The 26,728-nt window shown below is 69.0% G+C and carries 14 protein-coding genes; 10 read left to right on the top strand and 4 right to left on the bottom strand.

Annotated features, from left to right (window positions below; genetic code table 11):
• Nucleotides 1-93: 93 nt before the first annotated feature.
• From ACWPOC_RS13075 to ACWPOC_RS13035, 9 genes are all read left to right on the top strand, one after another.
• Complete coding sequence (locus ACWPOC_RS13075; RefSeq protein WP_455408803.1) at nucleotides 94-1,347, top strand: acyl-CoA dehydrogenase family protein; 1,254 nt, start codon at nucleotides 94-96, stop codon at nucleotides 1,345-1,347.
• 82 nt (nucleotides 1,348-1,429) lie between these two features.
• Nucleotides 1,430-2,491 carry an ABC transporter substrate-binding protein gene (locus ACWPOC_RS13070; protein ID WP_455408802.1) on the top strand — a complete coding sequence of 354 codons (1,062 nt, stop codon included), beginning with the start codon at nucleotides 1,430-1,432 and terminating at the stop codon, nucleotides 2,489-2,491.
• A 97-nt stretch (nucleotides 2,492-2,588) separates the two neighbouring features.
• Nucleotides 2,589-2,873 carry a hypothetical protein gene (locus ACWPOC_RS13065; protein ID WP_455408801.1) on the top strand — a complete coding sequence of 95 codons (285 nt, stop codon included), beginning with the start codon at nucleotides 2,589-2,591 and terminating at the stop codon, nucleotides 2,871-2,873.
• Nucleotides 2,874-2,931: 58 nt separating this feature from the next.
• The gene (locus ACWPOC_RS13060; protein WP_455408800.1) at nucleotides 2,932-4,119 is read left to right on the top strand and encodes an acyl-CoA dehydrogenase family protein; all 1,188 of its coding nucleotides are present in this window, start codon (nucleotides 2,932-2,934) and stop codon (nucleotides 4,117-4,119) included.
• A 28-nt stretch (nucleotides 4,120-4,147) separates the two neighbouring features.
• Nucleotides 4,148-5,314 (top strand): ABC transporter ATP-binding protein, encoded by a 1,167-nt coding sequence (locus tag ACWPOC_RS13055; RefSeq protein ID WP_455408799.1) that lies wholly within the window; start codon nucleotides 4,148-4,150, stop codon nucleotides 5,312-5,314.
• Nucleotides 5,315-5,321: 7 nt separating this feature from the next.
• A complete protein-coding gene (locus tag ACWPOC_RS13050; protein ID WP_120282506.1) occupies nucleotides 5,322-7,055 on the top strand; it encodes an ABC transporter permease in 1,734 nt (577 codons plus the stop codon).
• Between the two features lie 112 nt (nucleotides 7,056-7,167).
• Nucleotides 7,168-7,989 carry an SDR family oxidoreductase gene (locus ACWPOC_RS13045; RefSeq protein WP_455408798.1) on the top strand — a complete coding sequence of 274 codons (822 nt, stop codon included), beginning with the start codon at nucleotides 7,168-7,170 and terminating at the stop codon, nucleotides 7,987-7,989.
• 92 nt (nucleotides 7,990-8,081) lie between these two features.
• Nucleotides 8,082-9,407, top strand: coding sequence for a DUF2254 domain-containing protein (locus tag ACWPOC_RS13040; protein ID WP_455408797.1), 1,326 nt, complete (start codon nucleotides 8,082-8,084; stop codon nucleotides 9,405-9,407).
• A 77-nt stretch (nucleotides 9,408-9,484) separates the two neighbouring features.
• On the top strand, nucleotides 9,485-9,694 hold the full coding sequence (locus ACWPOC_RS13035; protein ID WP_006551530.1) for a hypervirulence associated TUDOR domain-containing protein: 210 nt from the start codon (nucleotides 9,485-9,487) through the stop codon (nucleotides 9,692-9,694).
• A gap of 17 nt (nucleotides 9,695-9,711) precedes the next feature.
• Here the strand turns inward: ACWPOC_RS13035 and ACWPOC_RS13030 are convergent, their stop codons facing one another.
• From ACWPOC_RS13030 to ACWPOC_RS13020, 3 genes are all read right to left on the bottom strand, one after another.
• Nucleotides 9,712-10,227: a hypothetical protein gene (locus tag ACWPOC_RS13030; protein WP_455408796.1), complete on the bottom strand. Its 516-nt coding sequence runs from the start codon at nucleotides 10,225-10,227 to the stop codon at nucleotides 9,712-9,714.
• Complete coding sequence (locus ACWPOC_RS13025; RefSeq protein WP_455408795.1) at nucleotides 10,224-10,805, bottom strand: hypothetical protein; 582 nt, start codon at nucleotides 10,803-10,805, stop codon at nucleotides 10,224-10,226. Before ACWPOC_RS13025 ends, ACWPOC_RS13030 begins: the two co-directional genes overlap by 4 nt.
• A gap of 82 nt (nucleotides 10,806-10,887) precedes the next feature.
• Nucleotides 10,888-11,592: a DUF6875 domain-containing protein gene (locus ACWPOC_RS13020; RefSeq protein WP_455408794.1), complete on the bottom strand. Its 705-nt coding sequence runs from the start codon at nucleotides 11,590-11,592 to the stop codon at nucleotides 10,888-10,890.
• Between the two features lie 577 nt (nucleotides 11,593-12,169).
• On the opposite strand from ACWPOC_RS13020, the gene ACWPOC_RS13015 reads away from it, so the two are divergent.
• Nucleotides 12,170-25,915: an amino acid adenylation domain-containing protein gene (locus ACWPOC_RS13015; protein WP_455408793.1), complete on the top strand. Its 13,746-nt coding sequence runs from the start codon at nucleotides 12,170-12,172 to the stop codon at nucleotides 25,913-25,915.
• Here the strand turns inward: ACWPOC_RS13015 and ACWPOC_RS13010 are convergent.
• Nucleotides 25,894-26,565: a TVP38/TMEM64 family protein gene (locus tag ACWPOC_RS13010; RefSeq protein ID WP_120282513.1), complete on the bottom strand. Its 672-nt coding sequence runs from the start codon at nucleotides 26,563-26,565 to the stop codon at nucleotides 25,894-25,896. The two genes, ACWPOC_RS13015 and ACWPOC_RS13010, sit on opposite strands and share 22 nt — an antisense overlap.
• Nucleotides 26,566-26,728 lie beyond the last annotated feature (163 nt).

Genomic DNA, 26,728 nt, shown 5'->3' with positions numbered 1-26,728 from the left:
ATGGATGCCGAGCGGGTAGCTTCTGCCACCGGCCGCGGACCGACCAACAGCCCGATCGCCCCACCCGGGACGATCTCAGCCAGTGGAGTATTCATGTCCCTCTCGGAATTCGAGACCCGCGCCCGCACCTGGATGACCGACACCCTGGCCCGACTGTCGTTCACCGTCCGCGACGACGAGTACGACGTCTCGGTCTTCCACGATCTCCCCGAAAACGAGGAGCGGGCGCTCCTCGACCGCCACCGCACCTGGCAGCGCGAGAAGTTCGACGCCGGCTACGGTGCGCTCGGATGGCCGACCGAATACGGCGGCACGGAGACCGGAACCGATGTCGCGGAAGCCTTCGCACGCATCGAGAACGAACTGTGCCCGCTCCCGCCGCACGAGCTCGTCTCGGTCACCCTGCACCTCATCGCCCCCACCATCAGGCTCCTCGGTACCGACGAGCAGAAGCAGCAGTTCCTGCCACGGATGCTTCGTGGCGAACTGCTTGCCTGCCAACTGTTCTCCGAGCCCGATGCCGGCTCCGACCTCGCAAATCTCGGAACACGCGCGGTCCGGGACGGTGATGACTGGATCGTCTCGGGGCAGAAGGTCTGGACGTCGGGAGCGCAGTTCGCCGAGTGGGGCGAACTCATCGCCCGCACCGATCCCGACCAGCCCAAGCATCAGGGCATGACCGCATTCCTGATCCCTCTCGACGCTCCCGGTGTCGAGATCCGCCCGATCCGGCAGATGTCCGGGGGCAGCAGCTTCAACGAGGTCTTCCTCGACCGGGTCCGCATCCCCGACAGTCTTCGTCTCGGGGAGGTGGGCAAGGGGTGGTCCGTCGCTCTGACCACACTCGCCTTCGAACGCGAAGGCGGCTCCAATACCGCGAATGTCGGCGGGCAGTTCGATCAACTCGTGGCCACGGCCCGGCGCCTCGGGCGCGACGAGGACCCGCGTGTGCGCGAGCAACTGGCCCGGGTGTACCTGCGCCAGCAACTCGCCGCGGTGGACCTGCTGCGGGACCGTCAGACCCGCGACGGCGGGGCCGCGCCCTCGGCGATCGGATCCGTCCGCAAGATCCAATGGGTCGACAAGCTCGCCGCGGTCTCCGACACAGCACGAACGGTCTTGGGACGCAACCTCATCGCCGACACAGGCATTCCCGGTACCTACGAATGGAATGCGCACGTTCTCGGCGCCCCCGGTTACAGCATCGCCGGCGGGTCGGATCAGATCCAGCGCAACATCGTCGCGGAACGACTTCTCGGGCTCCCCGCGGAGGCTCGGGCAGACCGTGGCCTGACCTGGCGCGAGGCGCGACATCGCGTCCACGGTCGGGTCGCTTCCGGAAGCTGAGCATCCCGGCCGTCCCACCGCATCGCCCTTGCGTCCCCCGGCGCACGGTCGCTCGACTCTTCAGAAAATCGAAAGGTCTGCCATGAGATTTCCGTCGCTTCGTCGCTCGCTTGCCGGAATCGGCATCGCCGCAGTGACGTTCGCTGCTGCTGCGTGCGGGTCCGGTACCACGGAGGTGTCCGCGGAGGATCTCGGTCCGGCCGGGGACAGCGCCTGGGAGGAACTCATCGAGGCCGCGAAGGAGGAAGGCTCGGTCACCTATCTCACCGGGCAACCGACGGACAACCTCCAGGAACTCGCGGCCCGATTCGAGTCGGTGTACGGCATCGGGGTGGAGATCGTCCGCGACAACGACGCCAACCTCCAGACCAAGCTGGCTGCGGAGGCGGAAACCGGTCGCCACACGGCCGATGTCATCGCCACCGCCTCCCGGCCCTGGGTGGACACGCGGCTGGCCGAGGACTACTTCGTCCCGGTCACCGGCCCCGCCTTCGACGCCGCCGAGTTCGACCGCGAGAAGTTCCTGCGGGACGACGACCGGATCTTCCTTTCGTCGGCCGCGGTCCTCACCTACGGCTGGAACACCTCCCGGGTACCGGACGGCGTCGACGGATACGAGGACCTGCTCGACCCCTCCCTCGCGGACGGGAAGATCGGCGTGATGCTGCCGGTGTCGTCCGCCATCGTGGACTTCTACGATTTCCTGGGGGACACGGTCTCACCCGACTACGTCGAGAAGCTCGCCGGTCAGAAGCCCCGCACCTATCCGGGCGCCCAGGCGATGGCCCAGGCACTGACCTCCGGTGAGATTGCCGCGGCCATCTACACCATGCCGCTCACCGCGGAGAAGGAAGCCGGTGCTCCGGTCGACTCCGGTCTGCCCTCGCCGGTCTTCGGGGCACCCTTCCTCACCGGGGTCCCGGCGACCGCACCGCACCCCAATGCCGCACAGTTGTTCGCGAACTTCCTGGTGACCAAGGCCGGTCAAGAAGCCGTCGCCGACCGCGCCGGCTCCGTGCTGCCCGACATCTCCACGGCCGCGACGTCCGCGGACGACATCTGGGTCAACAGCCGGATCGTCACCGCCGACGAGACCGAGGCCTTCCGCGCCGAATTCGCGCAGTTGTTCGGCTCCAGCCAGTAGAACCCATCGATACCCGCCGCCGTCGGCAGCGCCGCCTCCGGTGCCCGACGAGCCTTCCGGAGACCCGGATCGGTCCCGGACACGAGAGGAAAGAAACATGAAGGTCGGAGAACGTCTCAAGAGCCCCGTGTGCGGTGCCGAAGTCGTGGTCGTCCGAGTCGACGGCACGGTGACCGGACCCTTGCTGTGCGGAGGCGAACCGATGTCCGCCGATGCGGCGCCGGCCGCCGGCGAGGCGACGGACCAGGGTCTTCTCATCGGCAAGCGATACGAGGGTGGGGGAGTCGAGGTGCTGTGCGTACGTCCCGGCACCGGACCCCTCGCGATCGGCGACGCGGTTCTCGCCGAGAAGCAGGCCCGGCCCCTTCCGTCCTCGGACTGAGCAGATCCCGACGCCGGCATCAGCTCCCACGGCCGGCATCCCCAGGAAAGGCGACACCATGATTCTCTCGAGCGCGACCGGCGCGGAGGATACGGCGCTCCTCGTCGACACCATCCGAGCCGCCGTCGGCCGGGCCGACCCGGCGGACGGGCGGACCGATCGGGTCTACCGCGACGGTGCCCTCGACCGCGAACTGTGGTCCGTACTCGGCCGTGAGATCGGAATCGGCGCTCTCGCCGTCCCCGAGAATCTCGGCGGTCTCGGTACCTCTTTCGCCACCGTGGCAGCCGTTCTCGAAACCCTCGGTGCGGAATTGACCCGGGTCCCGGTCCTCGGCGGTGTCGTCGCCGCCGCGGCTCTCACCCGCTGCGCCGGACACCCCCTCGCCGGGGACCTCCTCGAAGGGATCGCCTCGGGCACACGGATTGTCGCCACGGTGGTCCCCGGGGACGAGTGCGACGCGCCGTCCGCCGAGAGCGCCTTCCGCGCAGTCGAGGGAGGCGCAGGCGTGACCCTCACGGGCCGGGCCGATTTCGTGCTCGACGGAACTGTGGCGGATACGCTCCTGATCCATGCCGTCGACCGGTACGGAGCCCTGGGCCTCTACGCCGTCGACCGCGTCCATGTGACGGTCGAACCGATGGAGAGCACCGACGCCACCCGGGGTCTGGCACGCATCCACGCCGAGAACGCCCCGGCCACCCTGCTCACCGACCGGCCCGAACCGGGCCGCGTACGCGATCGGGCCCTCGTGGCGCTGGCCTGCGACAGTCTCGGCGTCGCCCGCGCGTGTCTCGACGCCGCAGTGGCCTACGCGAAGGAACGCGTGCAGTTCGGCCGCCTCGTCGGCGAGTTCCAGGCCGTGAAGCACATGCTCGCCGAGGTGGCCGTGGCCGTGGAACTGGCCGACTCCGCTGTCGCACACGCGGTGTGGGCGGTCGAGGAGGGCACCGACGACGAGTGCGCCGAGGCAGCGGCCATCGCGGCGATCGCGTGCGGAGACGCTGCCGGCCTCGCCACCGCGACGAACGTCCAGGTGCACGGAGGCATCGGTTTCACCTGGGAGCACACCGCCCACCTGTACTACCGCCGGGCGCTGAGCTCGAGCGTGTTGTGGGGCACCGCCGACGAACACGCTCAGCGACTGTATCGGCTCGCTACCGGCCGCGCAGACCGGGAAGGCGGCACCCCGTCCCCTGAACCCGTCCGCGAACCGGCACCCGCCCTGTTCGCCACCGAGCACTGATCTCCGACGGTCGGAAAGTGAGTACACGATGTCCCATGTCTCGATACGCCAGCTGCTGAAGAACTTCGACGGCAAGCCCCCGACGGTGGCCGTGGATCATCTCGACCTCGAGATCGAGGACGGCGAATTCCTGGTCCTGCTGGGCCCGTCCGGGTGCGGCAAGACGACGACCCTCCGCTGTCTGGCCGGCCTCGAACAGCCTGCGAGCGGCTCCATCACCCTCGGCGACGAGGTGGTCTTCGACGGTGCCCGCCGTGTGAACCTGCCGCCCGACAAGCGCTTCATCGGCATGGTATTCCAGTCCTACGCCCTGTGGCCGCACATGACGGTCCGCAAGAACATCGCCTACCCACTCAAGTCGCGCAAGCTCACCGACGCGCTCGCCGACGGCCGGGTCGAGGAGACCGCGGCGCTGGTGGACTGCGAACGTCTGCTCGACCGGCTCCCGGCGGAACTGTCCGGCGGGCAGCAGCAGCGCGTCGCCCTGGCACGCGGTCTGGTCTCCCATCCCGATCTCGTCCTGTTCGACGAGCCGCTCAGCAACCTCGATGCGCGCCTGCGCGATCAGGTCCGGGCGGAACTGCACGACCTGCATCAGCGCAAGCCGTTCACGGCGGTGTTCGTGACGCACGATCAGAGCGAAGCCCTGGCGCTGGGCACCCGCATGGCGATCATGCGCGCCGGCCGGATCGTCCAGATCGGTCCGCCGCGAGAGGTCTTCGAGGAGCCGGTCGACGAGTACGTCGCAGGCTTCACGGGCATGTCGAACCGGGTGCCCTGTGAGTACGTCGACGGACGCTGGTATGCGCTGGGCACCGAGATCCACGGCATGCAACCGCGGGCAGAGGCTTCGGTGGGTTCGTTCGTCCTGCGCCTACGACCGGAGAAGGTCCGGCTGGTGACCGACGTCGCGGACCTGCTGCCCGGTGAAGCCGGGATGGCCGTGCACATCGACGATGTCGAGTACGGTGGCCTGCACTTCGACGTGATGTGCTCGGTGGTGGGCGACGGATCGGTGCGCCGCCAGTTGCATGCCCGGATCCAGACATTCGACACGGCGCGCATGCCGTGCACGGTGAACCGCGGCGCGACGATGATCTTCGCGTTCGATCCGCTCGACGCGCGCACCTTCGACAACGACGGCACGGCACTGGCACTGCCCCGACAGGCGCTGACCGGCGCTCTGGTGGGGTGAGGCGGACATGGCTGTCATGACGTTGCCGACCGCCGAGGTCGGTGAAGCCCCTCCGAGTGTCCCCCGCGCGCTCGGGAACGACGCGGTGCGGGTCGTCGCGCGCCGCCTCGGCGTCGTCGCCTTCGTGGCGCTGCTCTGCTACCTGGTCGTGCTTCCGGTGGTGCGGTTGCAGGCGACGGCCTTCGAGGACGGAGCAGCCGGTTACGACCGTGCCTTCGGTCTGCCCCGCATCGGCCAGATCCTGTGGAACACCGTCGGCCTGGCGTTCGGCTCGTTGGTGATCGCGATGGTTCTCGGCACGGCACTGGCGTGGGCGGCGAACCGGCTTCCCCGACGCCTGGCCGTGTTGCAGATCCTGCCGATCCTGCCGATCGTGATCCCGGCCGTCGCCGCGATCGTCGGCTGGGCGTTCCTGCTCTCACCCCGTCCCGGCTACCTCAACGCGATGCTGCGGAACCTGCCGTGGTGGTCGCATCTCGAAGAGGGCCCGATCGACATCTACTCGATCCAGTGGATCGTGATCATCACCGGCTTCTCGCTGAGTTCGTTCGTGTACATGTTCGTCCGCTCGGGCTTCGAGAACATCAACTCGGAGATGATCGAGGCCGCTCAGGTCTCCGGGATGCCGGAATGGAAGGTCTTCTTCAAGATCACCTTGCCGTTGCTGCGCCCCACACTCATCTACGGCGCGGGCGTGGCACTTCTGCTCGGGCTCGGGCAGTTCACCGGTCCGCTGTTGCTGGGCACCAACACCGGGGTCAGCGTGCTGACCACGGAGATGTACTTCCAGATCAGCGACTCGCCGGCACAGTTCGCCACCGCGGCGGCCCTCGGCTCGCCGCTGCTGATCGTGGGGATCGTGGTGGTCTTCGCGCAGAAGGCGATGCTGGGCAATCAGCGCCGGTTCGTCACCCACGGCGGTAAGGCCTTCCGTTCGCAGGGGCGCCCGTCGAAGACCGGTGTGGCGATCATCCTGCTGTTCTCGTTGCTGTCGACGGTGCTGCCGCTGCTGGCGCTGGTGTTCGTCGCCCTGTCGCGCTACTGGAGTGGCACCGTCAACTTCTCGGCGCTGACCTTCGAGAACTTCGAAACGATCTTCTCCGGTACGGCGGTGCCCGCCGCGGTGGGCAACAGCGTGATGTTCTCCCTGATCGCGATGGCGATCGTCCTGCCCCTGGGCTTCGTCGCCGCGAACCTCATCGTGCGTGGCACGAAGTACCCGGTGCTGCGTGTGGTCACCGACGTGCTCGTGTCCATGCCGTTGGGAGTGCCGGCGGTCATCTTCGGCGCCGCCTTCCTGCTGACCTACACGCAGGGGCCGATCGTCCTCTACGGCACCTCGTGGGTGGTGATCCTGGTGTACGTGACGTTGATGCTGCCGTTCGCGACCCGGATGCAGCTGTCCTCGATGCTCGCCCTGGGTGAGACCTATCTCGAGGCGTCCCGGGTGAGCGGTGCCGGTTTCGTGGCCACCAACGTGAAGATCCTGTTGCCGCTCATGCGCGGCAGCCTCGGCGGGACCGCGGCCCTGTTGTTCGTTCTGCTCACCCACGAGTTCACGGCGTCGCTGCTGGTGCGGGCCTCGCAGACGCAGGTGATGGGCACCATCCTGTTCGAGTACTGGTCCAACGGTGGGTACCCGCTCGTCGCCGCTGTCGCCCTGGTCATGACCGGTGTCACCGCGGTCGGTGTCGCCGCGGCGATGCTGGTGGGCGGAACCGACGCGCTCAGCAAGATGTGACCACACGGATCGAGATGTCATCACGGGGCCCGGCGGCGAGTCGCTCGTTGCCGGGCCCGGTCTCGCCTGCCGCCCCGGCACGTCCGGGCCGGCACGAACGGAAGGACGACAGTTGACACACAGGACGACTCCGGATCATCTCCGGGACGCGGGTGTCGTCGTCACGGGAGCCGGTAACGGCATCGGCCGGGCTCTCGCCTACCGCCTCGCGCAGGCCGGCGCCCGTGTCGTGGTCAACGATCTCGACGCCGACGCGTGCGTCCGTGTCGCCGAGGAGATCGGCGGCGTCGCGGCACCGGGGGATGCGGCAGGGGAGCAGGGGGTCGCCGATCTGGTCGCCCGTGCGCGCGCCGCTCTCGGCGCCGTGGACGTGTGGTTCGCCAACGCCGGGGTCGAGACCGGAGGGGCCGAGAGCGAGGCGGCCTGGCAGCTGTCCTGGGACGTCAACGTCATGGGTCACGTCCGCGCCGCCCGGGCACTGCTGCCGGAGTGGCTCGAGCGGGGCACCGGCCGGTTCGTGGTGACGGCGTCGGCAGCGGGACTGCTGACCATGCTCGGTTCCCCGGCGTATTCGGTGAGCAAGCACGCTGCCGTCGCCCACGCGGAATGGCTCTCGGCGACCTACGGGGACAAGGGCGTGATCGTCCAGTGCGTGTGCCCGCAGGGCGTCGCGACGGATCTGCTGCCCACCGACGCGGCAGGCCGGGTGATCTTCGAGAACGGGGTGCTCACCCCGGACGAGGTCGCCGACCATATCGTCGGAGCCCTCGGCGACGACCGGTTCCTGATCCTTCCGCACCCCGAGGTGGCGGAGTACTACCGGCGGCGAGCATCGGACCCGGATCGGTGGCTACGTGCGATGCGACGAGTGCAGGACCGCATCGAGGTCGTCGCGCGAGAGGAGCGGATCCACCCGCTCCGGACGATCGGGTGAGAAGGTAGCACCTCCGGGGCGGAGACCGGTCGTGGTTGCTGTGCTTCGCGAGTCGGGTTGCCGCAGCCGTGGCTGTCGATAGCGTGGTCGACATGAGTGCTCTGCCGAGATCGTGGATACAGTTGCGGGTCGCTGCGGGCGCATACCGATTCCGGGAGAGCCTGTTCGCGCTGCCCGCGCTGGTTGTCGTCGCCGGAGCCGTGCTCGCGGAGGTGAGCGGCTACATCGACCGGGCCTCCGGCCCCTTCCCGTGGGGCATGAAGATGAACAGCAACGCCGCGATCTGGCTGCTGAGTACCGTGGCGGGTGCCACGATCACCACCGCCGGTGTCGTCTTCTCGTTGACCGTCGTGAGCCTGCAGTTGGCGAGCAGCCAGTTCTCACCGCGGGTGATGCGGTCCTTCATCCGGGATCGGGCCAGCCAGACGGTGATCGGGATGCTGGTGGCGACCTTCGTCTACTGCGTGCTGACGCTGCGCCACATCGGCGCGGACGACGCCGAACCCGCCCCGACACTGTCGACCACCCTCGCAGTGGTCCTCGCGGTGTCGACCGTGGTGCTCATCATCGCCTATCTCAACCGGCTGGCCCACGGTTTGCAGGTCGGGGAGGTGGTGCGCAGCATCGCCTCGGAGGCCGAGAAGGTCATCGCGAACACGAGCCGGAGTGCGCACCGCGAGATCCATGTCGACCGGGTGCCGGAGCCGGATTTCACCGACGGGGCGACGGTGCACGCCCCGCGCGACGGTTGGGTGACCCAGGCGCCGGCCGAGCTCGTTCTCGCCGTGGTACCGCCGGGTGCGGTCGTGCGGATGGAGACGCGTCCCGGCGCGTACATCCACTGCGGGGAACCGCTGCTGCGGATCCATCCGAAGCCGGAACGGGCGGTGGTCCTGCGGCGGCTCGAGGCGGCCGTGGAGATCTCGAATGCGCGCACCATGCAACAGGACGTGGACTTCGCGCTGCGGCAACTCGTCGACATCGCGCTGCGCGCCCTCAGTCAGGCGATCAACGACCCGACGACCGCCACCGAGGTGGTGCTCCGGCTCGGCAGTCTGCTGCGCACCCTGCTGGTCACCGACAGTCCGGTGCCGGCGATCGAGGGGGCGGACGGCCGGATACTGCTGCGTCCGTGGATCCTGTCGCCCGACGAGTACATCGAGCACGCCTTCGAACAGATCCGGCAGGCCGGTTCGGCGCAGCTGCACGTGGCCACGGCGCTCGCCCGGGTTCTGCGCATGCTCATCGATCATCTCTCCGCGCAGGGGCGCACCGAGTCGGTACCGGCCTTGCAACACCAGTTGCGGCTGCTCGTCGACGCGGTGGTCGACCGGCCCGAGTTCCGTCCGGAGGACCTCGAACGTTTCCGTGCCGTCGCCGAGGGATCCGCGGATCCCGCGGAGCATCGGACGGACTGATCGACCTGGGGTGTAGGACCGATCGGAGACGGCTATCCGACTGTCACAGGAAGCGGGCCGAGCGGGAGGACGACGACATGGCGACCCACTTCTCCGTCGGTGACCACGTCCGATGGAACTCCGAGGCCGGATACGTCGAGGGTGTGATCATCGCGAAGCACACGGAGGACGTGGAGTTCAAGGGGCGCACGCGGCGGTGCAGCGAGGACGAGCCGCAGTACGAGATCCGGAGCGACAAGACCGATCACGTCGCGATGCACAAGGGCAGTGCGCTGAAGAAGACCTGACGGTGGAGATCCCGGCGTCAGGTGATCAGCGCCTGCCCGACGCCGCACACCGCGACCGCCCACAGCACCGAGGTGGACGTGCCGATGATGAACTGTTCGGAAGCATTCGGTTCGCGTAGTTCGGGATAACGGGCGAGACCCTTCACCGCCATGATGACGGCGATCCCTTCGGGCCATCCGGCGAGCACGGAGGCGGTGACCGCTCCGCGTTCGAGCACTCCGATGACGCGTCCGCCGCGGAGCGGACCCGGGGGAGGGGTGGGCTCGGGACCGGCGTCGGGTTGCCGGCGCGCGATCCGGAACGCCACGAGGACCGCGGGTCCGCCCCCGGTGATCGCCGCCGTGGCGGTGAGGATCAGCGTGGCCGCGAGCGCGACTCCCTGAACCGGTGTGGTCGCGGTGGCGGCGAGGGCGGCACCGGCGAGACCCGCGAGGCTCAGCGAGGCGGCCGGCCACACCGGCAGGCTCGGGCGCAGCGCGAGCATGGGTGCGAGAGCGGCGACGGCCAGGCACACCAGTGAGAGGACGGTCAACGATCGGCCCTTTCCAGGAGTCGGCGCACGAGTTCGCGTCCGGCCAGTTCGGCCTGCCACCCGGCGGTGGCGAGGCGCTGGGATACCGCTTGCTTGCTGATGCCGAGACGCTCGGCGATCCGCGCCTGCGACAGACCCTGGCGAGCAAGATCGACCGCCTCGTGCCCCTGCTCGGTGCGGCGCAGGACGACGGTGGCGAGCAGGGTGAGCGCGGCGTCGACATCGGCGGTGGCCTCGGGGTCGTCACCTTCGGCCGCGACCTGCCCGGGTGCGCTCTTGGCGCGTTCGACAGCGGTGCGGGCATGTTCGAAGGCGGGTCCGCGGCCGGCGCGTGTCTGCTCGGGGAGCGGGGTCTCCACCGGGCCGATTCCCACCCCGATACTCCAGCGTTCTCTTCGGAGGAGGTCGAGGACGAGATCGACGACGAGAGCGGGATCGTCCGCGACGGCCTGGACCTCGTCGCCCGCGGTGCGATCGAAGGGCCGTACCAGCGGAACGTCCTGCAGTTCGGTGAGGAGGTCCGCCACGCGGTCGACATCGCGGCGGCTGCCCCGTTGGTCGACCGTCAAGACGAACATGTGTCAAGTGTGAGGGCTTGATTCAATATAATCAAGACCTGAAGCTTGACGAATCGGGGTGCCGCGTGGCGATGCGTACGGGCTAGCGGGCCGGCTCGTTCCCCGTCAGCTCATGATGTGCGGTGATCGCGTCCACCGCATCGCCGTCGTACTTCATCCGTTTCGCGATGGTGAGGCGGAGTGTCGACGGCAGTGCCGGGGCGAACTTCTTGAAGTAGGCGCACAGCCATTCCTGGCGACCGACGAGAAACGGGAAATCGGTCGTCATCATGTTGCGGGCGACCAGCATCGGCAACGGGGCGTCGAGCGGATGGAAGTCGTGATTCCACAGACCAGGCTGGGTGCAGCCCGGGTAGAACTGGCCGAGCATGAAACCGTGTTCGACGAACCGCGACTTGAATTCCGCGTGGACGACGTCGATCACCTCGAAGCCGGTGAGGTCGGGCAGTACGGTCACGAGCGTCTTCAGGCTCCGGTCGCGATCGTCCTCGCGTGAGAGCGTCGTGTACAGGTCGAACTGGTCCTCCACGATCGTGCCGAGTGCCCCGGCGTCGATTCCGGGTCCGTGGACGAATGCAGCTCCGAAGAGCTGCTTGCCGATCGACGGACGAACGAACGGGCACACGGGCCCGCTGCGGCCGAGGTCGGGGTTGGGTTCGGTGAGATACCCGCTCGCCCACCTTCTCAACAGGTGGGCGCTCGCTTCGTCTGCGTACTCGGAGGTTTCACCGAACAGGTCCACCCAGACCGTGCCCGAACGAGGTCCGACTCGTCTCTGGATCGGCATCTGCGCTTCCTCCCTCCAGGGGATGGATGTCGCGTGTTCGTGGGAACTGGGGAGGGTTCCCGGAAAGGATTGTCGGAAGGCTGTTTCGAGCAGCAGACATGAGAGAAGTGGAAATTGTTGCAGTGCAACACAATCGACTGCACCGGTCCGGCCTCGTGCATCGTCCGCTCACGCGGATCCTGTGCTCGTGCGACCGTCGGGCCGGGCGTGAATTCCCCTTCGTCCGGAGTTTACCGAAAGTTTGGCATTCTAAGTTTGTAAAACGAGCATAGCGCGGACGGAAGGTTTCTATCCATCCCATCAAACAAACCCAAGGTTTATGGCGTGAAAATGCCGAATGTCGGGATGTGCGAGCGTCGTCCTCTGTGACATGTCCTGGTCGCATCTCGATCTCGTTCTGCTGCACAGCATTGCAGCCACCTCGTCCCCGTCCTACGCTGACGCATACATTTTCGAAGCGACGTGCCGACTCGGTCGTTCCCACTCGCGAGCTGTGCACGATGCTCGATGGCATCCGGCTCGACGAGGCGCTCCTGTTCGCCGCTGCCGCTGCACATATCCTCGTGAAGGGGGCGCTGTGGCCACTCCCGTCGTAGGCACCGCGCAGAACTCCGACGACGAGCGCGCGGGTGCGTTTCCGCTGACTCCGGCCCAATACGGTATCTGGCTCGCCCAGCAACTCGTACCCGAAGTCCCTTTCGTCATCGCCCAATACGTGGAGTTCCGTGGAGAACTCGATCTCGAGCTGCTGAAGTGGGCGTCGACGACCGCCGGGCGGGAGTTCGAGACCGTCCTCCTGCGCCTCGTCGACGTGGACGACCGTCCGTACCAGGTCGTCGACCGGGACCTCGATGTACCCACCGAGGTCGTCGACCTCCGTGCCGAATCCGATCCGCGGGGGGTGGCCGAGGAGTGGCTCCGGCGGGATGTGGAAGCACCCGTCGACCTGATGGCGGACCGGTTGTGCCGCATAGTGGTTCTGCGCACAGGTGATGCCAGTTACCTCGTGTACGTCAAGGCTCACCACATCGCGCTCGACGGGTTCGGAGCGATGATCATCGTTCGCAGAGGAGCCGATCTCTATTCCAGGGCACTCGCCTCCCGGAGTTCCGGCCAGGACGGGGTGTCGACGCCGGACAAGCCGCCGGCGGATCTACGGACGTTGTACGAGAAGGACCGGCAGTATCGCGCGTCGAACCGATTCGTCGCGGACCGTGAGTACTGGAGCGAGCGGATCCGCGACCTGCCCCACGTCGACACCACGGAGGTGCCACCGGCGGTCCGGACCCTCACGGCGGAGACGGATCTGTCGGACACTGCGGACACCTACCTGTCGGGGTCCCCGGCGATGCGGGACGCCTCCTCGGCCGCAGTGGTACTCGCGGCCGCCGCCTGTTTCTTCTCGCGGCGATCGGGCCGGTACGACGTGCTCGTGAACATCCCGGTGTCGGCGCGCACAACGGCCGAGCTGCGACGGTCCGCCGGAATGCTCGTCAACGTGGTTCCCCTGCGGATCCGGGTGGATCCGAGCGAACCCGTGGAGGATCTCGTCCGGCGGATGCAGGTCGAGCTCGTCGGAGCCCTCCGACACCAGGCGTGCGGACTCGACGACATCCGCCGGGCGACCTCCGAACCGGTGTCCCGCTTCTCGGTCCCGCTGGTCAACGTCATGCTGTTCGATCAGCAACCCGTACTGGGGGACATCGTGGGAACACCACATGTCCTGTCGCGCGGGCCCGTCGGGGACCGGCTGATCACCGTCCACCGCCGCAGTGCGCCGGCCGGCACCGTGATCGAATTCCGGGCGAATCCGAACCGATACGAGGAGAACGAGATACAGGCGCAGTGCATCTGTTTCACGGAGATCCTCGAGCAGTTCGTCGCAGCCGACCCTCGAACGCCGGTCGGTTCGATCCACCCGCCGAGCGCCGGAGCGGCCGCACCCCGCTACCGGCGGAACACCGTGCTCGATCACTGGCGGCACCTTCTGGCCGGTGCGCCGACCCCGCCCGCACTGTCACCGTCCACGCCGGCACCCGCCGGTGGCCGGGCGGGCAACGCGGGATCTGCTTCGGCGTGGGCGCAGTTCGTCCATCCCCTCGGCAGCGGACCGGGTCGAGCGAGCGCCGAATGTGCCGACGATCGTGTCCCGATCCTGCACGCTGCCACCGCGATCCTCCTCGCCAGGTCGAGTGGTACCGACGACGTCGTGCTCGGTGTCCCTGCCCCGGCCGGTACCGCTTCTGCTCGCACGGTCCTGCCCCTACGCACCCGAGTGCGCCTCGACGAGCCGTTCCGAGATCTCCTCGAGGACATCTCCCGGGGGACTCGGGACGCTCTCGCACATGCCGACGTACCTGCCGCGACACTGCTCGACGCGCTGGCGCCGACACGGAACGGATCGCACGCCCCACTCTTCCGCGTCACCGTCGAAGGACTGGGCGATGCGGACAGGGAGGTGAAGAAGGCCGTCCTCGGCGACGTCGGCCTGCGTATCGATCTGGAGCGTCCGCGATCCGGCGACGGCGCCGGGCGCGAGTCGACGTCCGCGGACGTGCTCCGCATCCGATACGCCACGGACGCCTACACCGCGCCGACCGTCGAGCGCATCGCCCGCCGACTGGGACGGATCCTCCTGGCCGTCGAAGAGGATCCGGAGATACGGGTCGGCGACATCGATCTGCTCGACGCAGCCGAACGGACCGCACTCGTTGCCGTGACGGGTCCGCCGCCGGTGACCGAACGTCTGCTGCCGGAAATCCTCACCGACGCCGCACTCCGCACCCCCGTGGCCACCGCAGTGTCGTGCGGCGAGACCCGGATCGACTACCGGGAACTCGACGAGCGATCGAATCGGCTGGCCCGCATGCTCGTCGAGCGCGGGGCAGGACCGGAACGTTTCGTCGCGATCGGCATGGCCCGGTCCGTCGACTCGATCGTCTCGATCTGGGCCGTGGCGAAGACGGGCGCGGCCTTCGTCCCGGTGGACCCCGCCTATCCGCCCGTCCGGATCGAGTACATGCTGCGCGACTGCGGCGCCGTGCTCGGACTCACCACTACCGGTGAACGGTCCCTGCTTCCCGGCACCGTGCCGTGGACCGTGGTCGACGATCCGGAGGTGGTCACGGAGACGACGCGATACACCGGGTCTCCGGTGACCGATACGGACCGGTGCGCGCCCGCGCGTTCGGATCAACCCGCCTACCTCATCTACACCTCCGGATCGACGGGACAGCCGAAAGGCGTGGTCGTCACCCACCGGGGACTGTCGAACCTCGTCGCGCACACCCGCACCCTCGCCGACCACGACGCGCGGGTCTGGCACGGGACATCCCCGAGCTTCGACCTGGCGGTACTGGAGTTGCTCGTGGCGTTCGGCTCGGCGGCGCACCTGGTGATCGGCCCGCCCGAGGCGTCCGCCGGTGACGACCTCGCACAGGCGTTGCGCGCCGAGCGGATCACCCACTTCTGCACCACTCCTGCGGTCCTTGCAACGATCGATCCGGCGGTCCCCGAGGACCTGTCCTTCGTGAGCGTCGGCGGTGAGGACTGCCCGGCCTGGCTCGTGGAGCGATGGGCTGCGGGTCGTCGCATGGTCAACGGGTACGGGCCGAGCGAGATCACCGTGCAGATGGCGTCCGAGGACCTCGTGCCTGGCAGAGCGGTCACCGCAGGCACACTCGGACCCGGATTCCGGGCCGTCGTGCTCGACGCACGGTTGAGTCCGGTGCCGCCCGGGGTGATCGGCGAGCTGTATCCGTCAGGACCTGCCCTGGCGCGGGGATACCACCGCCGACCGGGGACGACGGCGACGCGGTTCGTCGCCGACCCGTTCGGGCCGGCGGGGTCGCGGATGTACCGCACCGGCGATCTCGTGCGGTGGTCGACGAACGACGACAGCGCAGAGAACGACAGCGCAGCGGCCACCTCGGATCTGCGGCTGATCTACGCGGGGCGCGCCGACCTGCAGGTCAAGGTGCGGGGGCGGCGCATCGAACTCGGTGAAGTGGAAGCAGCACTGCTCCGCCACCCCGACGTGGAACAGGCCGCGGCGGCGGTCCGGCGCGAGACCGGATCCGACCGGGTGGTGGCGTACGTGGTGCCGCGCACCGGTTCGGTCCCGGCTGCCTCGACGATTCGTGATGCGCTCGCGGCGGAACTCCCGGATTTCATGGTCCCGGCTGTGGTGGTGCCGCTGGCAGCTATGCGGATCACGGCCAACGGCAAGCTGGACCGTGCCGCGCTGCCGGCCCCGGACCGCCGGGGCGTGCTCCATCGTCCTCCGCGCACGGGGCTGGAACGGACTCTCGCGGGGGTCTTCGCGGACGTTCTTCATCTGTCCCCGGATCGGGTCGGCGTCGACGACAACTTCTTCGAACTCGGAGGCGATTCCCTGTCGGCGACCGGTGTCGTGGCGGGGATCCGGTCCGCACTGCACGTCGAAGCACCCATCAGGATGCTCTTCGAAGCACCGACGATCGCCGAGTTGGTACCGCGTCTCGCGGAGTGCGGTGTCGCCCGGACGCCGTTGACACCCCGGCGCCGGCCGGACCGGATCCCGTTGTCCTACGCGCAGTCCCGATTGTGGTTCATCCACCGCTACGAAGGTCCGTCGCCGACCTACAACATCCCCATGGCGGCACGCCTGACCGGACGGGTGGACATCGACGCGATGAGGGCGGCGTTCGCCGATGTCGTGGGGCGCCACGAGTCCCTGCGCACGGTCTTCGAGGAATCCGACGGAGTCGCCTTCCAGCGCATCCTGCCGGTCGAGCGGACCTCATTGTCGCTGCCCGTGCGGGCAGTGACCGCCGACGAAGAGCAGGCGGCCGTGCGCGCCGAGGCGCGGCGGCCCTTCGACCTGTCCACCGACATCCCGGTGCGGGCCACACTGCTGCGGACCGGTTCCGACGACCACGTGCTGGTGCTCGTGCTGCACCACATCGCCGGCGACGGCGCGTCGATGGTGCCGCTGGTGCGCGACATGCTGCTGGCATACGCGGCCCGATCGGCCGGGACCGAACCGCGATGGGGTCCGCTGCCGGTGCAGTACGCCGACTACACCCTGTGGCAACGGGAGGTGCTGGGGGACGAGGACGAGACGGGAAGCATCCTGCACCGGCAGTTCTCCTACTGGCGAGAAGAACTGGCCGGGGTCCCGGAATGCCTTTCTCTTCCGCTCGACCGTCCCCGCCCCGCGGTGCAGTCCTTCCGCGGTGGCCGGGTGGAGTTCACGATCCCCGCGGAGCTGCGCATCGCGACCGACGACCTGGCTGCCGAGCACGGGGCCACCGCGTCGATGGTCTTCCAGTCGGCACTCGTGGTGCTCCTGCACAAGCTCGGTGCGGGAGACGACATCACGATCGGTGGTCCGGTGGCCGGGCGGACCGACGAGGCTCTCGTCGATCTCGTCGGATTCTTCGTCAACACCTGGGTGCTGCGCGTGGACGGCATCACCGGACGATGGACGCTCGCCGATGTCCTCGACCGCGTGCGGGCCAAGGCGCTGGCCGCCTACGAGAACCAGGACGCGCCCTTCGAACGGTTGGTGGAGCTGCTCGCCCCGGCGCGCTCGACCGCCCATCATCCGCTGTTCCAGGTCGCATTCGCGTTGCAGAACAACCCGCTGCCGAGCCTGGACCATCCGGACATCCACGTCGAGATGCTGCCCGTCGCGACCGACATCGCGCGGTTCGACCTGTACATCAGCGTGTCGGAACGCGTGTCCACCGAGGACGGCAGGATGCTCGGCAGCATCGAATACGCGAGCGATCTGTTCGAGCGCGACACCGTCGAACGATTCGCGGACCGGTATCTCCGTGTCCTCGATGCCCTCGTGAGATCGCCGCACCGGCGGGTCGACGCTGTCGACCTGCTCGATCGGTCGGAGCGCGATCTGCTCCTCGACGCGTGGAGCGGTCCGGATGCCACCACCGATGACCGGACGGTTCCGGCGGTGCTCGCCGAGCGGGTCGCGGCGACACCGGACGCGCCGGCGCTGGCCAGCGTCGCGGGCCGATGGACCTACCGCGACGTCGATGCCCGGGCCAACAGGCTGGCTCGTCTGCTCGTCGAGCTGGGTGTGGGGCCCGAGACCGTGGTGGTCGTCGCCCTCGACCGATCCCCGGCACTGGTCGTCGCCCTTCTCGCGGTGTCGGCGGCGGGTGGCGCCTATCTGCCGTTGGACCCCGCCTATCCGAGCGAACGCACCGCCTTCGTCCTCGCCGACGCCGCGCCCCGCGTCCTGGTCACCGACAGTCGATTCACCTCACATGCGACCCCCGCCGTCGTGGTGATCCTCGACGAGACGGGCCGCCCGACGTCCCACGCCCTGCCCGACGATGCGCGACCGCTCACCGACGACGACAGGATCGCGCCCCTGCACCCGTCGAACACCGCGTACACGATCTACACGTCCGGTTCCACGGGTGTCCCGAAGGGAGTGGCCGTCACGCATCGGAACCTCGTGCACCTCGTCGAGCACGGATGGACCGATTCGCGACCGCGACACCGGATGTCGCTGGTGTCCTCACCGGGTTTCGACGCGTCGGTGTACGAGATCTGGCCCGCCCTGATCGGCGGTACCGAACTGGTGCTCGCACCACCCGGCCTGCTCGATCCGTCGACGGTCGCACGGATGATCTCCGAACACGGTGTGACGACGATGTTCGTCCCGACACCGCTGTTCCACGCCCTCGCCGACCCCGCCGTCGTTCCGGCGCGGGTGTGGGACGGTGTGGACCAGGTGGTCACGGCCGGTGACGTGCTGTCCCCGGAGGTCGCACGTCGCTTCCGCGAATCGCATCCCTCGACGTTGCTCGTCAACGCGTACGGACCGACGGAAACGACGGTGTGCGCGACGATGTACCTCGTCGAGGACGCGTTCGCCCGAGGAGAGCGCGCGTCGGTCCCGATCGGCACATCGATCCCGGGAGTCGCGGTCCTCGTCCTCGACGCCGGATTGCTGCCGGTGCCGCCCGGTGTCCCCGGCGAGTTGTACATCACCGGGGACGGGGTCTCTCGCGGATATCCCGGTCGTCCGGCCACGACCGCGGCGCGATTCGTGGCATCCCCGTTCGGCGGGCCGGGGGAGCGGATGTACCGCACCGGTGACATCGTGCGGTGGATCCGCTCGACGAGCGATGCCGAGGGCCCGGGCGGGCACCTGGAATTCGTGGGCCGCTGCGACGATCAGGTCAAGGTCCGCGGTTTCCGGGTCGAACCCGGTGAGATCGAAGCGGTCCTGGGTGCGCATCCGGCGGTGGCCCGCGCCGCCGTGGTCGTCCGGGAGACTCCGGGGCACCACGAGACCGGACGACTGGTCGCGTATGTGGTGCTCGACCGGGAACAGACACTGCTCGCCGACCCGACCCGCGCGACCGGCACCGTCGAGCGGTGGAGGGCACTGTACGACGACGTGTACTCCACGCCGCCACAAGAGGACACCGGCGACACCGGCGACACCGGCGCCTTCGCGGGTTGGAACGCCACCGACACCGGGCAGCCCATTCCGGTCGAGCAGATGGGGGACTGGCGCGACGCCGCCGTGCGGGCCGTCCGGCGGCTCCGGCCCCGACGCCTGCTCGAGATCGGCGTGGGCTCCGGTCTACTGCTCCGAGAACTGGCCCCCGACTGCGCCGAGTACTGGGGCACGGACTTCTCGGCCCCGACGATCGAGACGCTGCGCTCCGCCGTGCGATCGCAGCCGTGGGCCGATCGGGTGACGTTGAGGACGCAACCGGCGCACGCGACCGAGGGGTTGCCGCAGCGGTACTTCGACACCGTCGTGCTCAATTCTGTGATCCAGTACTTCCCGGATGCGGCGTATCTGCTCGAGGTGCTCCGGAAGATCCTGCCGCTGCTCGCACCCGGCGGATCGATCCATCTCGGCGATGTCCGGAACCAGGCGCTGCTGCCGTACTTCGCCGCCGCGGTGGAACTCGCCCGTGCCGACGGCACCGAGACCGCGGACACGATCCGCGAACGCGTCCGCCGTGCCACGCTCTCCGAGCGGGAACTGCTGCTCGCCCCCGAGTTCTTCGCAGGCCTGGCCGGTCGTCTGCCGGGTGTCACCGGGGCCGACATCGAACTCGGCCGGATGCGGGCGGCCAACGAACTCGGCTTGTACCGCTACAGCGTGGTGTTGCACACCGGTACCGGACCCCGGTCGCTCGCCGACGTTCCGTGCCGGTCCTGGGCGGGATTCGGAACACTCGCCGCACTCGCCGACCACCTGCGGACCGGCCGTCCCGATGCCCTGCGCGTGTCCGGCGTACCGCACACCGCCCTGCGGTCGGTGATCGCCGCGGCGACCGCCCTCGATGCGATGCCCGACCACACGCTCGTGTCGGAAGCAGACCTCCGGCCACGATCGGACGGCATCGGTCCCGCGGATTTCGATCTGCTCGGCGCCGAACTCGGCTACCGGGTCGCCGTGACGTGGTCGCAGGAACCGGGATCGATGGAGGTGATCGTCCTCCGCGACGACCCGGACGACAGTGCCGATGCAGCGCTGACCGATGTGTACCGTCCGGCCGATGACATCGGCAGCCTCGCCCGCTATGTCAACGACCCCGCCGCAGAGGAGCGACTCGACGACGTCCGTCGCTTCGTCCGAGAGCGGTTGCCCGATTACATGGTTCCCGCCGCGTTCGTTCACATGGCCGACCTGCCGGTGACGGTGCACGGCAAACTCGACCGCCGCGCGCTGCCGGCCCCGGAGGTCGCGACGCGGAGCGACAGCTACATCGCACCGGCCACCGACACCGAACGGGCTCTCGCCCGGGTGTTCGCCGACGTGCTCGGCGTCGACCGGGTGGGAACGCAGGATTCGTTCTTCGCTCTCGGCGGCGATTCGATCATGTCGATCCAGTTGGTCGCGCGGGCCAAAGCTGAGGGACTGGTGCTCTCGCCCCGAGATGTGTTCGAACACAAGACCGTTGCAGCGCTCGCCGCGGCGGTCACCCTGGCCGGACCGGCCGCGCCGACGCTCGAGGAACTGCCGGGCGGCGGCGTCGGTGACGTTCCACTCACCCCGATACTGCGGTGGCTGGTCGGGAGCGGCCGCACGTATCCGGGCTTCTGCCAATCGGTGTCGGTTCCGCTGCCGGACCGACTCCGCGAGGCCGACCTTCTCGCGGCCCTGCAGGCGGTCGTGGATCGGCACGACATGCTGCGGGCGCGGCTCCACGCGGAGCCCGGAACGCCTGACGAGCTGCATCTCGAGACACGGCCCATCGGATCCGTCTCGGCGTCGTCGATCCTGTGCCGCGTCCGGGTCGACGACCTCACGGGGCCCGAATTCACCGCGATCGCCGCTGCCGAGCACGCTGCCGCGACCGGACGGTTGGATCCCGGCAGGGGAGTGATGGTGCAGGCGGTGCAATTCGAGGCGGGACCCGCGTCGCGGCTGTTGCTCGTGGCACATCATGCCGTGATCGACGGTGTCTCCTGGCGAATCCTGCTGGGCGACCTCGCTGCTGCGGCGGCTCGACTCGAACACGGACTCGACCCGGATCCCGCACCGACGGGCACCTCGATGCGCCGCTGGGCGCACGGTCTCGTCGAGGCGACCCGCCGCGGCACGCGCGCGGCCGAACTGCCGTTCTGGATCTCGACCCTGTCGGGTCCGGATGCGCTGCTCGGCGCCAGAGAGCTGGACCCCGCGGTCGACGTCGGGGCCACCGTCGACACCGTCACCGTCGACGTTCCCGCCCCCACGACCACCACGTTGCTGACCGTCCTCCCGGCGGCCTTCCACGGGAGCATCGTGGACGGTCTCCTCGCAGCGCTGGCCGGAGCCGTCGTCGCGCAGCGCGCCGAGCGCGGGATCGACCTCGCCCGGGTGCTCGTGGCGTTGGAAGGCCACGGCCGGGAGGAGCAGGTCGTGCCGGGAGCCGATCTGTCCCGGACGGTCGGATGGTTCACCGCGGCCTATCCGGTGCGACTGGACCTGACCGGTATCGACGTGGAGGCCGTGGAACGCGGCGGCACCGCAGCGGGAACCGCGATCAAGACTGTCAAGGAACACCTGCGTGCCGTTCCCGACCACGGGATCGGATACGGGATGCTGCGGTATCTCGACGACGAGGGCCGCGCCGCTCTCGAAGCCCTGCCGGCACCCCGGCTCGCCTTCAACTTCCACGGCCGGAGCACGCTGCCGGACGCCGTCACGGACATCGAATTCGGCGGTGGCCTCGACCCCGCTCAGCCGGTACCGGCGGTGATCTCCGTCAACGCCATGGTCGTCGACACCGCCGACGGTCCGGTGCTGCGCGCGGATCTCGCCTATGCGACCGGGGTCATCACCCGCCCGGAGGTGTCGGATCTGGCCGAACGGTGGCGACGCATGCTGAGCGGCCTCGCCCGGCACGTCGCCGAACCGGGCGCGGGAGGGCACACCCCATCGGATCTGCCGCTGGTCCCGTTGAGCCAGGAACGCCTCGACGAGCTCGAGCGCCGTTATCCCGGCCTCGAGGACGTGTGGCCCCTCACCCCCTTGCAGACCGGCTTCCTGTTCCATGCCCTCCGGAACGATTCGATCGACGCGTACACGGTGCAACTGACCCTGCACCTGGGCGGTGTCGTCGATCCGCGACGCCTTCGGCGGGCGGTGGCCGCCCTGGCGGCGCGGCATCCGAACCTGCGGGTGAACTTCGTCTTCGACGGGGAGTCCCCGCCCGTGCAGGTCGTGCAGGCATCGGTCGAAATGCCGCTGCGTGAGTGGGATCTGAGCGACCTGGATCCCGATGACCGTGCGGCGGAACTGGCCCGCCTGCAGACCGAGGACCGGACGCAGCATTTCGACACGGCGCACGGACCGCTGGTGCGCCTGAGCCTGGTCAGGATGGGACCGGACGATCACCGGCTGGTGTTCACCAACCACCACATCCTGCTCGACGGTTGGTCGGCGCCGTTGCTGCTGAAGGAACTCCTCGTGCTGTACGGCACCGATGCGGACACCGGGGTTCTCTCGCCGGTACGTCCCTACCGGGACTACGTGCGGTGGCTCGTGCAGCAGGACCCGGCACCCGCCCGCGATGCCTGGTCGCGGTACCTGGCCGGCCCGGATCGGCCCACGCTGGTCGCCCCGGAGGCCGAGCAGACCTTCGTGCAGGCCCTGTCCGAGGAGACCACCTGGGCGCTCGATCCTGCGGACACCCGGCGCCTGGAGGCCTTCGTCCGGGACCACGGGCTCACCGTCGGCACGGTGGTGCAGGTCGCGTGGGGGATCGTGCTGGCGAAGCTCACCTCGCAGCGCGACGTCGTGTTCGGATCGACCGTCTCCGGCCGGCCCGCGGAGGTCGACGGGGTCGAGGAGATGATCGGCCTGTTCGTCAACACCGTTCCCGTGCGGGTCCGGCTCGACGCGTACGAGACCCTCGCAGCGCTCGTCGAGCGGATCCGAATCGAACAGACCGCACTGCTCGACCGGCATCACCTCGGCCTCACGGAGATCCAGCAGGTCGCCGGACCCGCCGCCGGGTTCGACACCCTGACGGTGTTCGAGTCGTACCCGGTCGACCGTGCGGCCCTGTCCGACGCGGTCGACCTCGCGGGCATGCAGGTACGCGAGGTCACCGGACACGACTCCGGCCACTATCCACTGACTTTGATCGCGCACGTCGACGACGCGCTGCGGCTGCGACTGAGCTACCGCCCGGACCTGTTCGACGGGGCGACCTGCGACGCGATCGTGTCGCAGGTCGCCCAGGTCCTCGAGGCCGTCGTCGACCGGCCGGAGGTCCCGCTCGGTCGTCTCCGCCTGTTCGGGGACGAGGTGTCGGTCGTGTCCGCTCCCGGCACCGCCCCTTCACGGACGTGGGCGGAGATCCTCGACGACTGGATGTCACGGTCCCCCGAGTCCGTTGCCATCGTCGACGCAGGCAGGCAGTGGACCTACGCGGAGCTGGACGAGCGGGTCGAGCGGCTCGCGTATTTGCTGGTCTCCCGCGGAGCGGCACCGGAGACCACCGTCGTGGTGGCGATGCGGCGGTCGTTCCTGCGGGTCGTCGCGATGCTCGCCGTCGTCCGCGCCGGTGCCGTCTACGTGCCCGCCGACCCCGACCAACCCCGCGACCGCGTCACCGCGATGATCCGGACGGTCACACCGCTCTGCGTGCTCGTCGACGGACCCGAACCGGCGGTGCCCGACGACGTATCCGTCGTGCCGGTTCGGGACGCCGACCTCGACAGTGCGCCCGCACCACCGGTGCCGGATATCAACCGCCGCGCGCCCGTGCGCGCCGACAACACGGCGTACGTGATCTTCACGTCCGGATCGACGGGCACGCCGAAGGGGGTGACCGTGACGCACCGCGGTATCGCCGAGTTGGTCGATCGGCTCTCGACGGTCGCCGACAGCGATTCGCGAGTCGCGCAGGCGATGCTGCCGGTGTTCGATGCCTCGTTGCTGGAAACGATCGTCGCGTTCTCGGCCGGGGCGCGGCTCGTCGTGGTGCCGCCCGGTATCGCCGCCGGCGACGACCTCGAGCGTGTCCTCGCCGACGAGGACATCACGCACCTGTACACCACACCCGCGGTGCTGGCGACGCTGGATCGGGACGCGTTACCGGCCCTGACCTTCGTGAGCGTCGGTGGGGAAGCGTGCCCGCCGTCCCTGGTGGAGACGTGGGCCCGGAGCCGTCACATGGTCAACGGCTACGGTCCGAGCGAGGCCACGGTGATGTCGAACCTGCTCGATCCGCTCGTCCCCGGCGAGAATCCCACCGTGGGGCCGCCGATGCCCGGTTTCGACGAGTACCTGCTGGACTCGTATCTGCAGCCCGTGGCCGGTGGCGCGGTGGGGGAGTTGTACCTCGCCGGACCGGGTCTGGCGCGAGGGTATGCGGGACAACCCGGACTGACCGCGACGCGTTTCGTCGCCGACCCCCTCGGCGCACCGGGGCACCGGATGTACCGCACCGGGGATCTGATGCGCTGGACCCGCACCGCGGCGGGCACCGAGCCCGTGTACGTCGGGCGCAGTGACTTCCAGATCCAGTTGCGCGGTCTGCGCATCGAACTCGAGGAGGTCGAGGCGGTCCTGCTCCGGCATCCGGCCGTCGCCCAGGCGGTCGTGGTGGTGCGCGACGACGGCAGCGGCGATCGGCTCGTCGGATATGTGGTGCCCACCGGGACCGTTCCGATCGAAGCGCCCGAGATCCTGCATTTCGCGGCCACCCGGCTGCCGCGGTACATGGTCCCGTCGGTGATCGTCGTACTACCGGGCCTGCCCGTCACCCCGAGCGGGAAGGTGGACAGGTCGGCGTTACCGGCGGCCGCGCCGGTCGGGGCTGCCTACCGGGCACCGCGCACACCGACCGAAGGTGCCGTGGCCCGCGCGTTCGCCTCCGTCCTCGAACGCGACCGGATCGGGATCGACGACAACTTCTTCGACCTCGGCGGCAACTCGCTCGCCGCGACCGCCGTGGCATCGAAGCTGCGCAGCGAGCTGGGCCGGGAAGTTCCGTTGTCCCTGGTCTTCCTCGACCCCACACCGGCCGGGCTCGCGGATCGCCTCGACGAGCCACCGGCGACCACTGCTCCGGCGACCGGGATGTTCGATGTGCTGATCCCCCTGCGCGGGCACGGTCACCGCCCGCCGGTGTTCTGCGTGCATCCCGCAATCGGCTTGTCCTGGGTGTACGCGGGACTGCTGCGCCACCTGCCGGATCGGCCGGTGTACGGGCTGCAACTGCCGTACCTCTCGGGCGGTCCTCTCGACGCGACGCCCGCCGAACTGGCGCACCGTTACGTCGAGGAGCTGCGGGCCGTGCAACCGCAGGGTCCCTACACCGTGCTCGGCTGGTCCCAGGGCGGACTGATCGCCCATCACATGGGTGTCGAACTGCGGTCCGCGGGGGAGACCGTCGACCTGGTCGTCCTCGATTACTACCCGCTCGAACGCGAGCGGCGTGCCCACACCCACGCGGAGCTGCTGGCGGGACTGGGCATCGAACTGACCCACGCGACGCCGGACGAGATGACCTGCGAGCAGCTGCTCGACGCGGTGAACCGCAGTCTCGGGCACGAGACCGGACTGTCCACCGCCGACCTGGAGCGGATCCTCACCGCCTATGCGCACGTCCATCGGGCCGCGCCGACGCTCGACCTGCGATGTTTCGACGGCGACCTGCTGTTCGTCGCCGCGGCGCGATCGCTCGGCACGGGCGACGGTGCGTCACCGGCCCTGTGGCGGCCGTGGGTGTCCGGCACGATCACCGAGCACACGATCGACTGCGACCATCTGGAGATGATGACCCCGGCCGTGCTCGCCGTCCTCGGCCCGACCCTGGCCGACTATCTCGACGCCGGAGCCTGATCCGGATCGACGACGGCGTCGAGCGCCGAACCGGCGGGCTCGGGGAGTCGGGCCTCGAGCAGCAGCCCGGCGAGACCGAGCGCGATGCACACCCCGGTGATCACCATCAGCCGCGGATCGGTCTGCCCGGTCAGAGCGTCACCGAGGAGCACCACCGCCACGGTGCCCGGCAGGATGCCCACCACCGTCGCGAGTGTGTAGGGGACGAGACGGACCGCCGAGACCGCGCAGCAACAGTTCACGACGAAGAACGGGGCGGCGGCGATCAACCGCAACGAGCCGACCGCGAGCCATCCGCGGCGTGCCAGCCGCAGATCGATCGCTTTCACCGCCGGGTGTGTGAGACGCGATTCCACGGCCTTGCGTCCGACGGCCCGCACGAGCAGGAACGCGAGGACGGCGCTGACCGTGGAGGCGGCGACCGTCACGCCGATGCCGACGGCACTGCCGAACAGCACGCCGGCGCTGAGGGTGAACACCGTGCGCGGAATCGGGGCGATCGTGACCAGGGCGTGGACGGCGAAGAACGCCAGGACCAGTGCCGGGCCGTGCACGGATTCCGACCACTCCCGGATCTGGGCGATCGTCGGATGCGGCACCACGAGAGCTACGACGACGAGCGCCGCCACCAGGCCCAGGATGCCGAGCACTCTGCGGTCTGCGGCAAGCCTCGTCACGAGCGTCCACACTACCGGCCGGGCGGTCTCTGCTTCCCCGCGAGCAGAGTGGTGAAGGCGGCACGATACCGTTCCGGTCGAGGACGTCGTTATCGAGCGCTAGAAAAACTGTGGTGATCCCCACAACGACCGCGCG

This window comes from Rhodococcus sp. 5G237 (genome assembly GCF_053764735.1).
The sequence above is the reverse complement of the archived record's forward strand: the minus strand, read 5'-3'. Positions and strand labels throughout refer to the sequence as shown.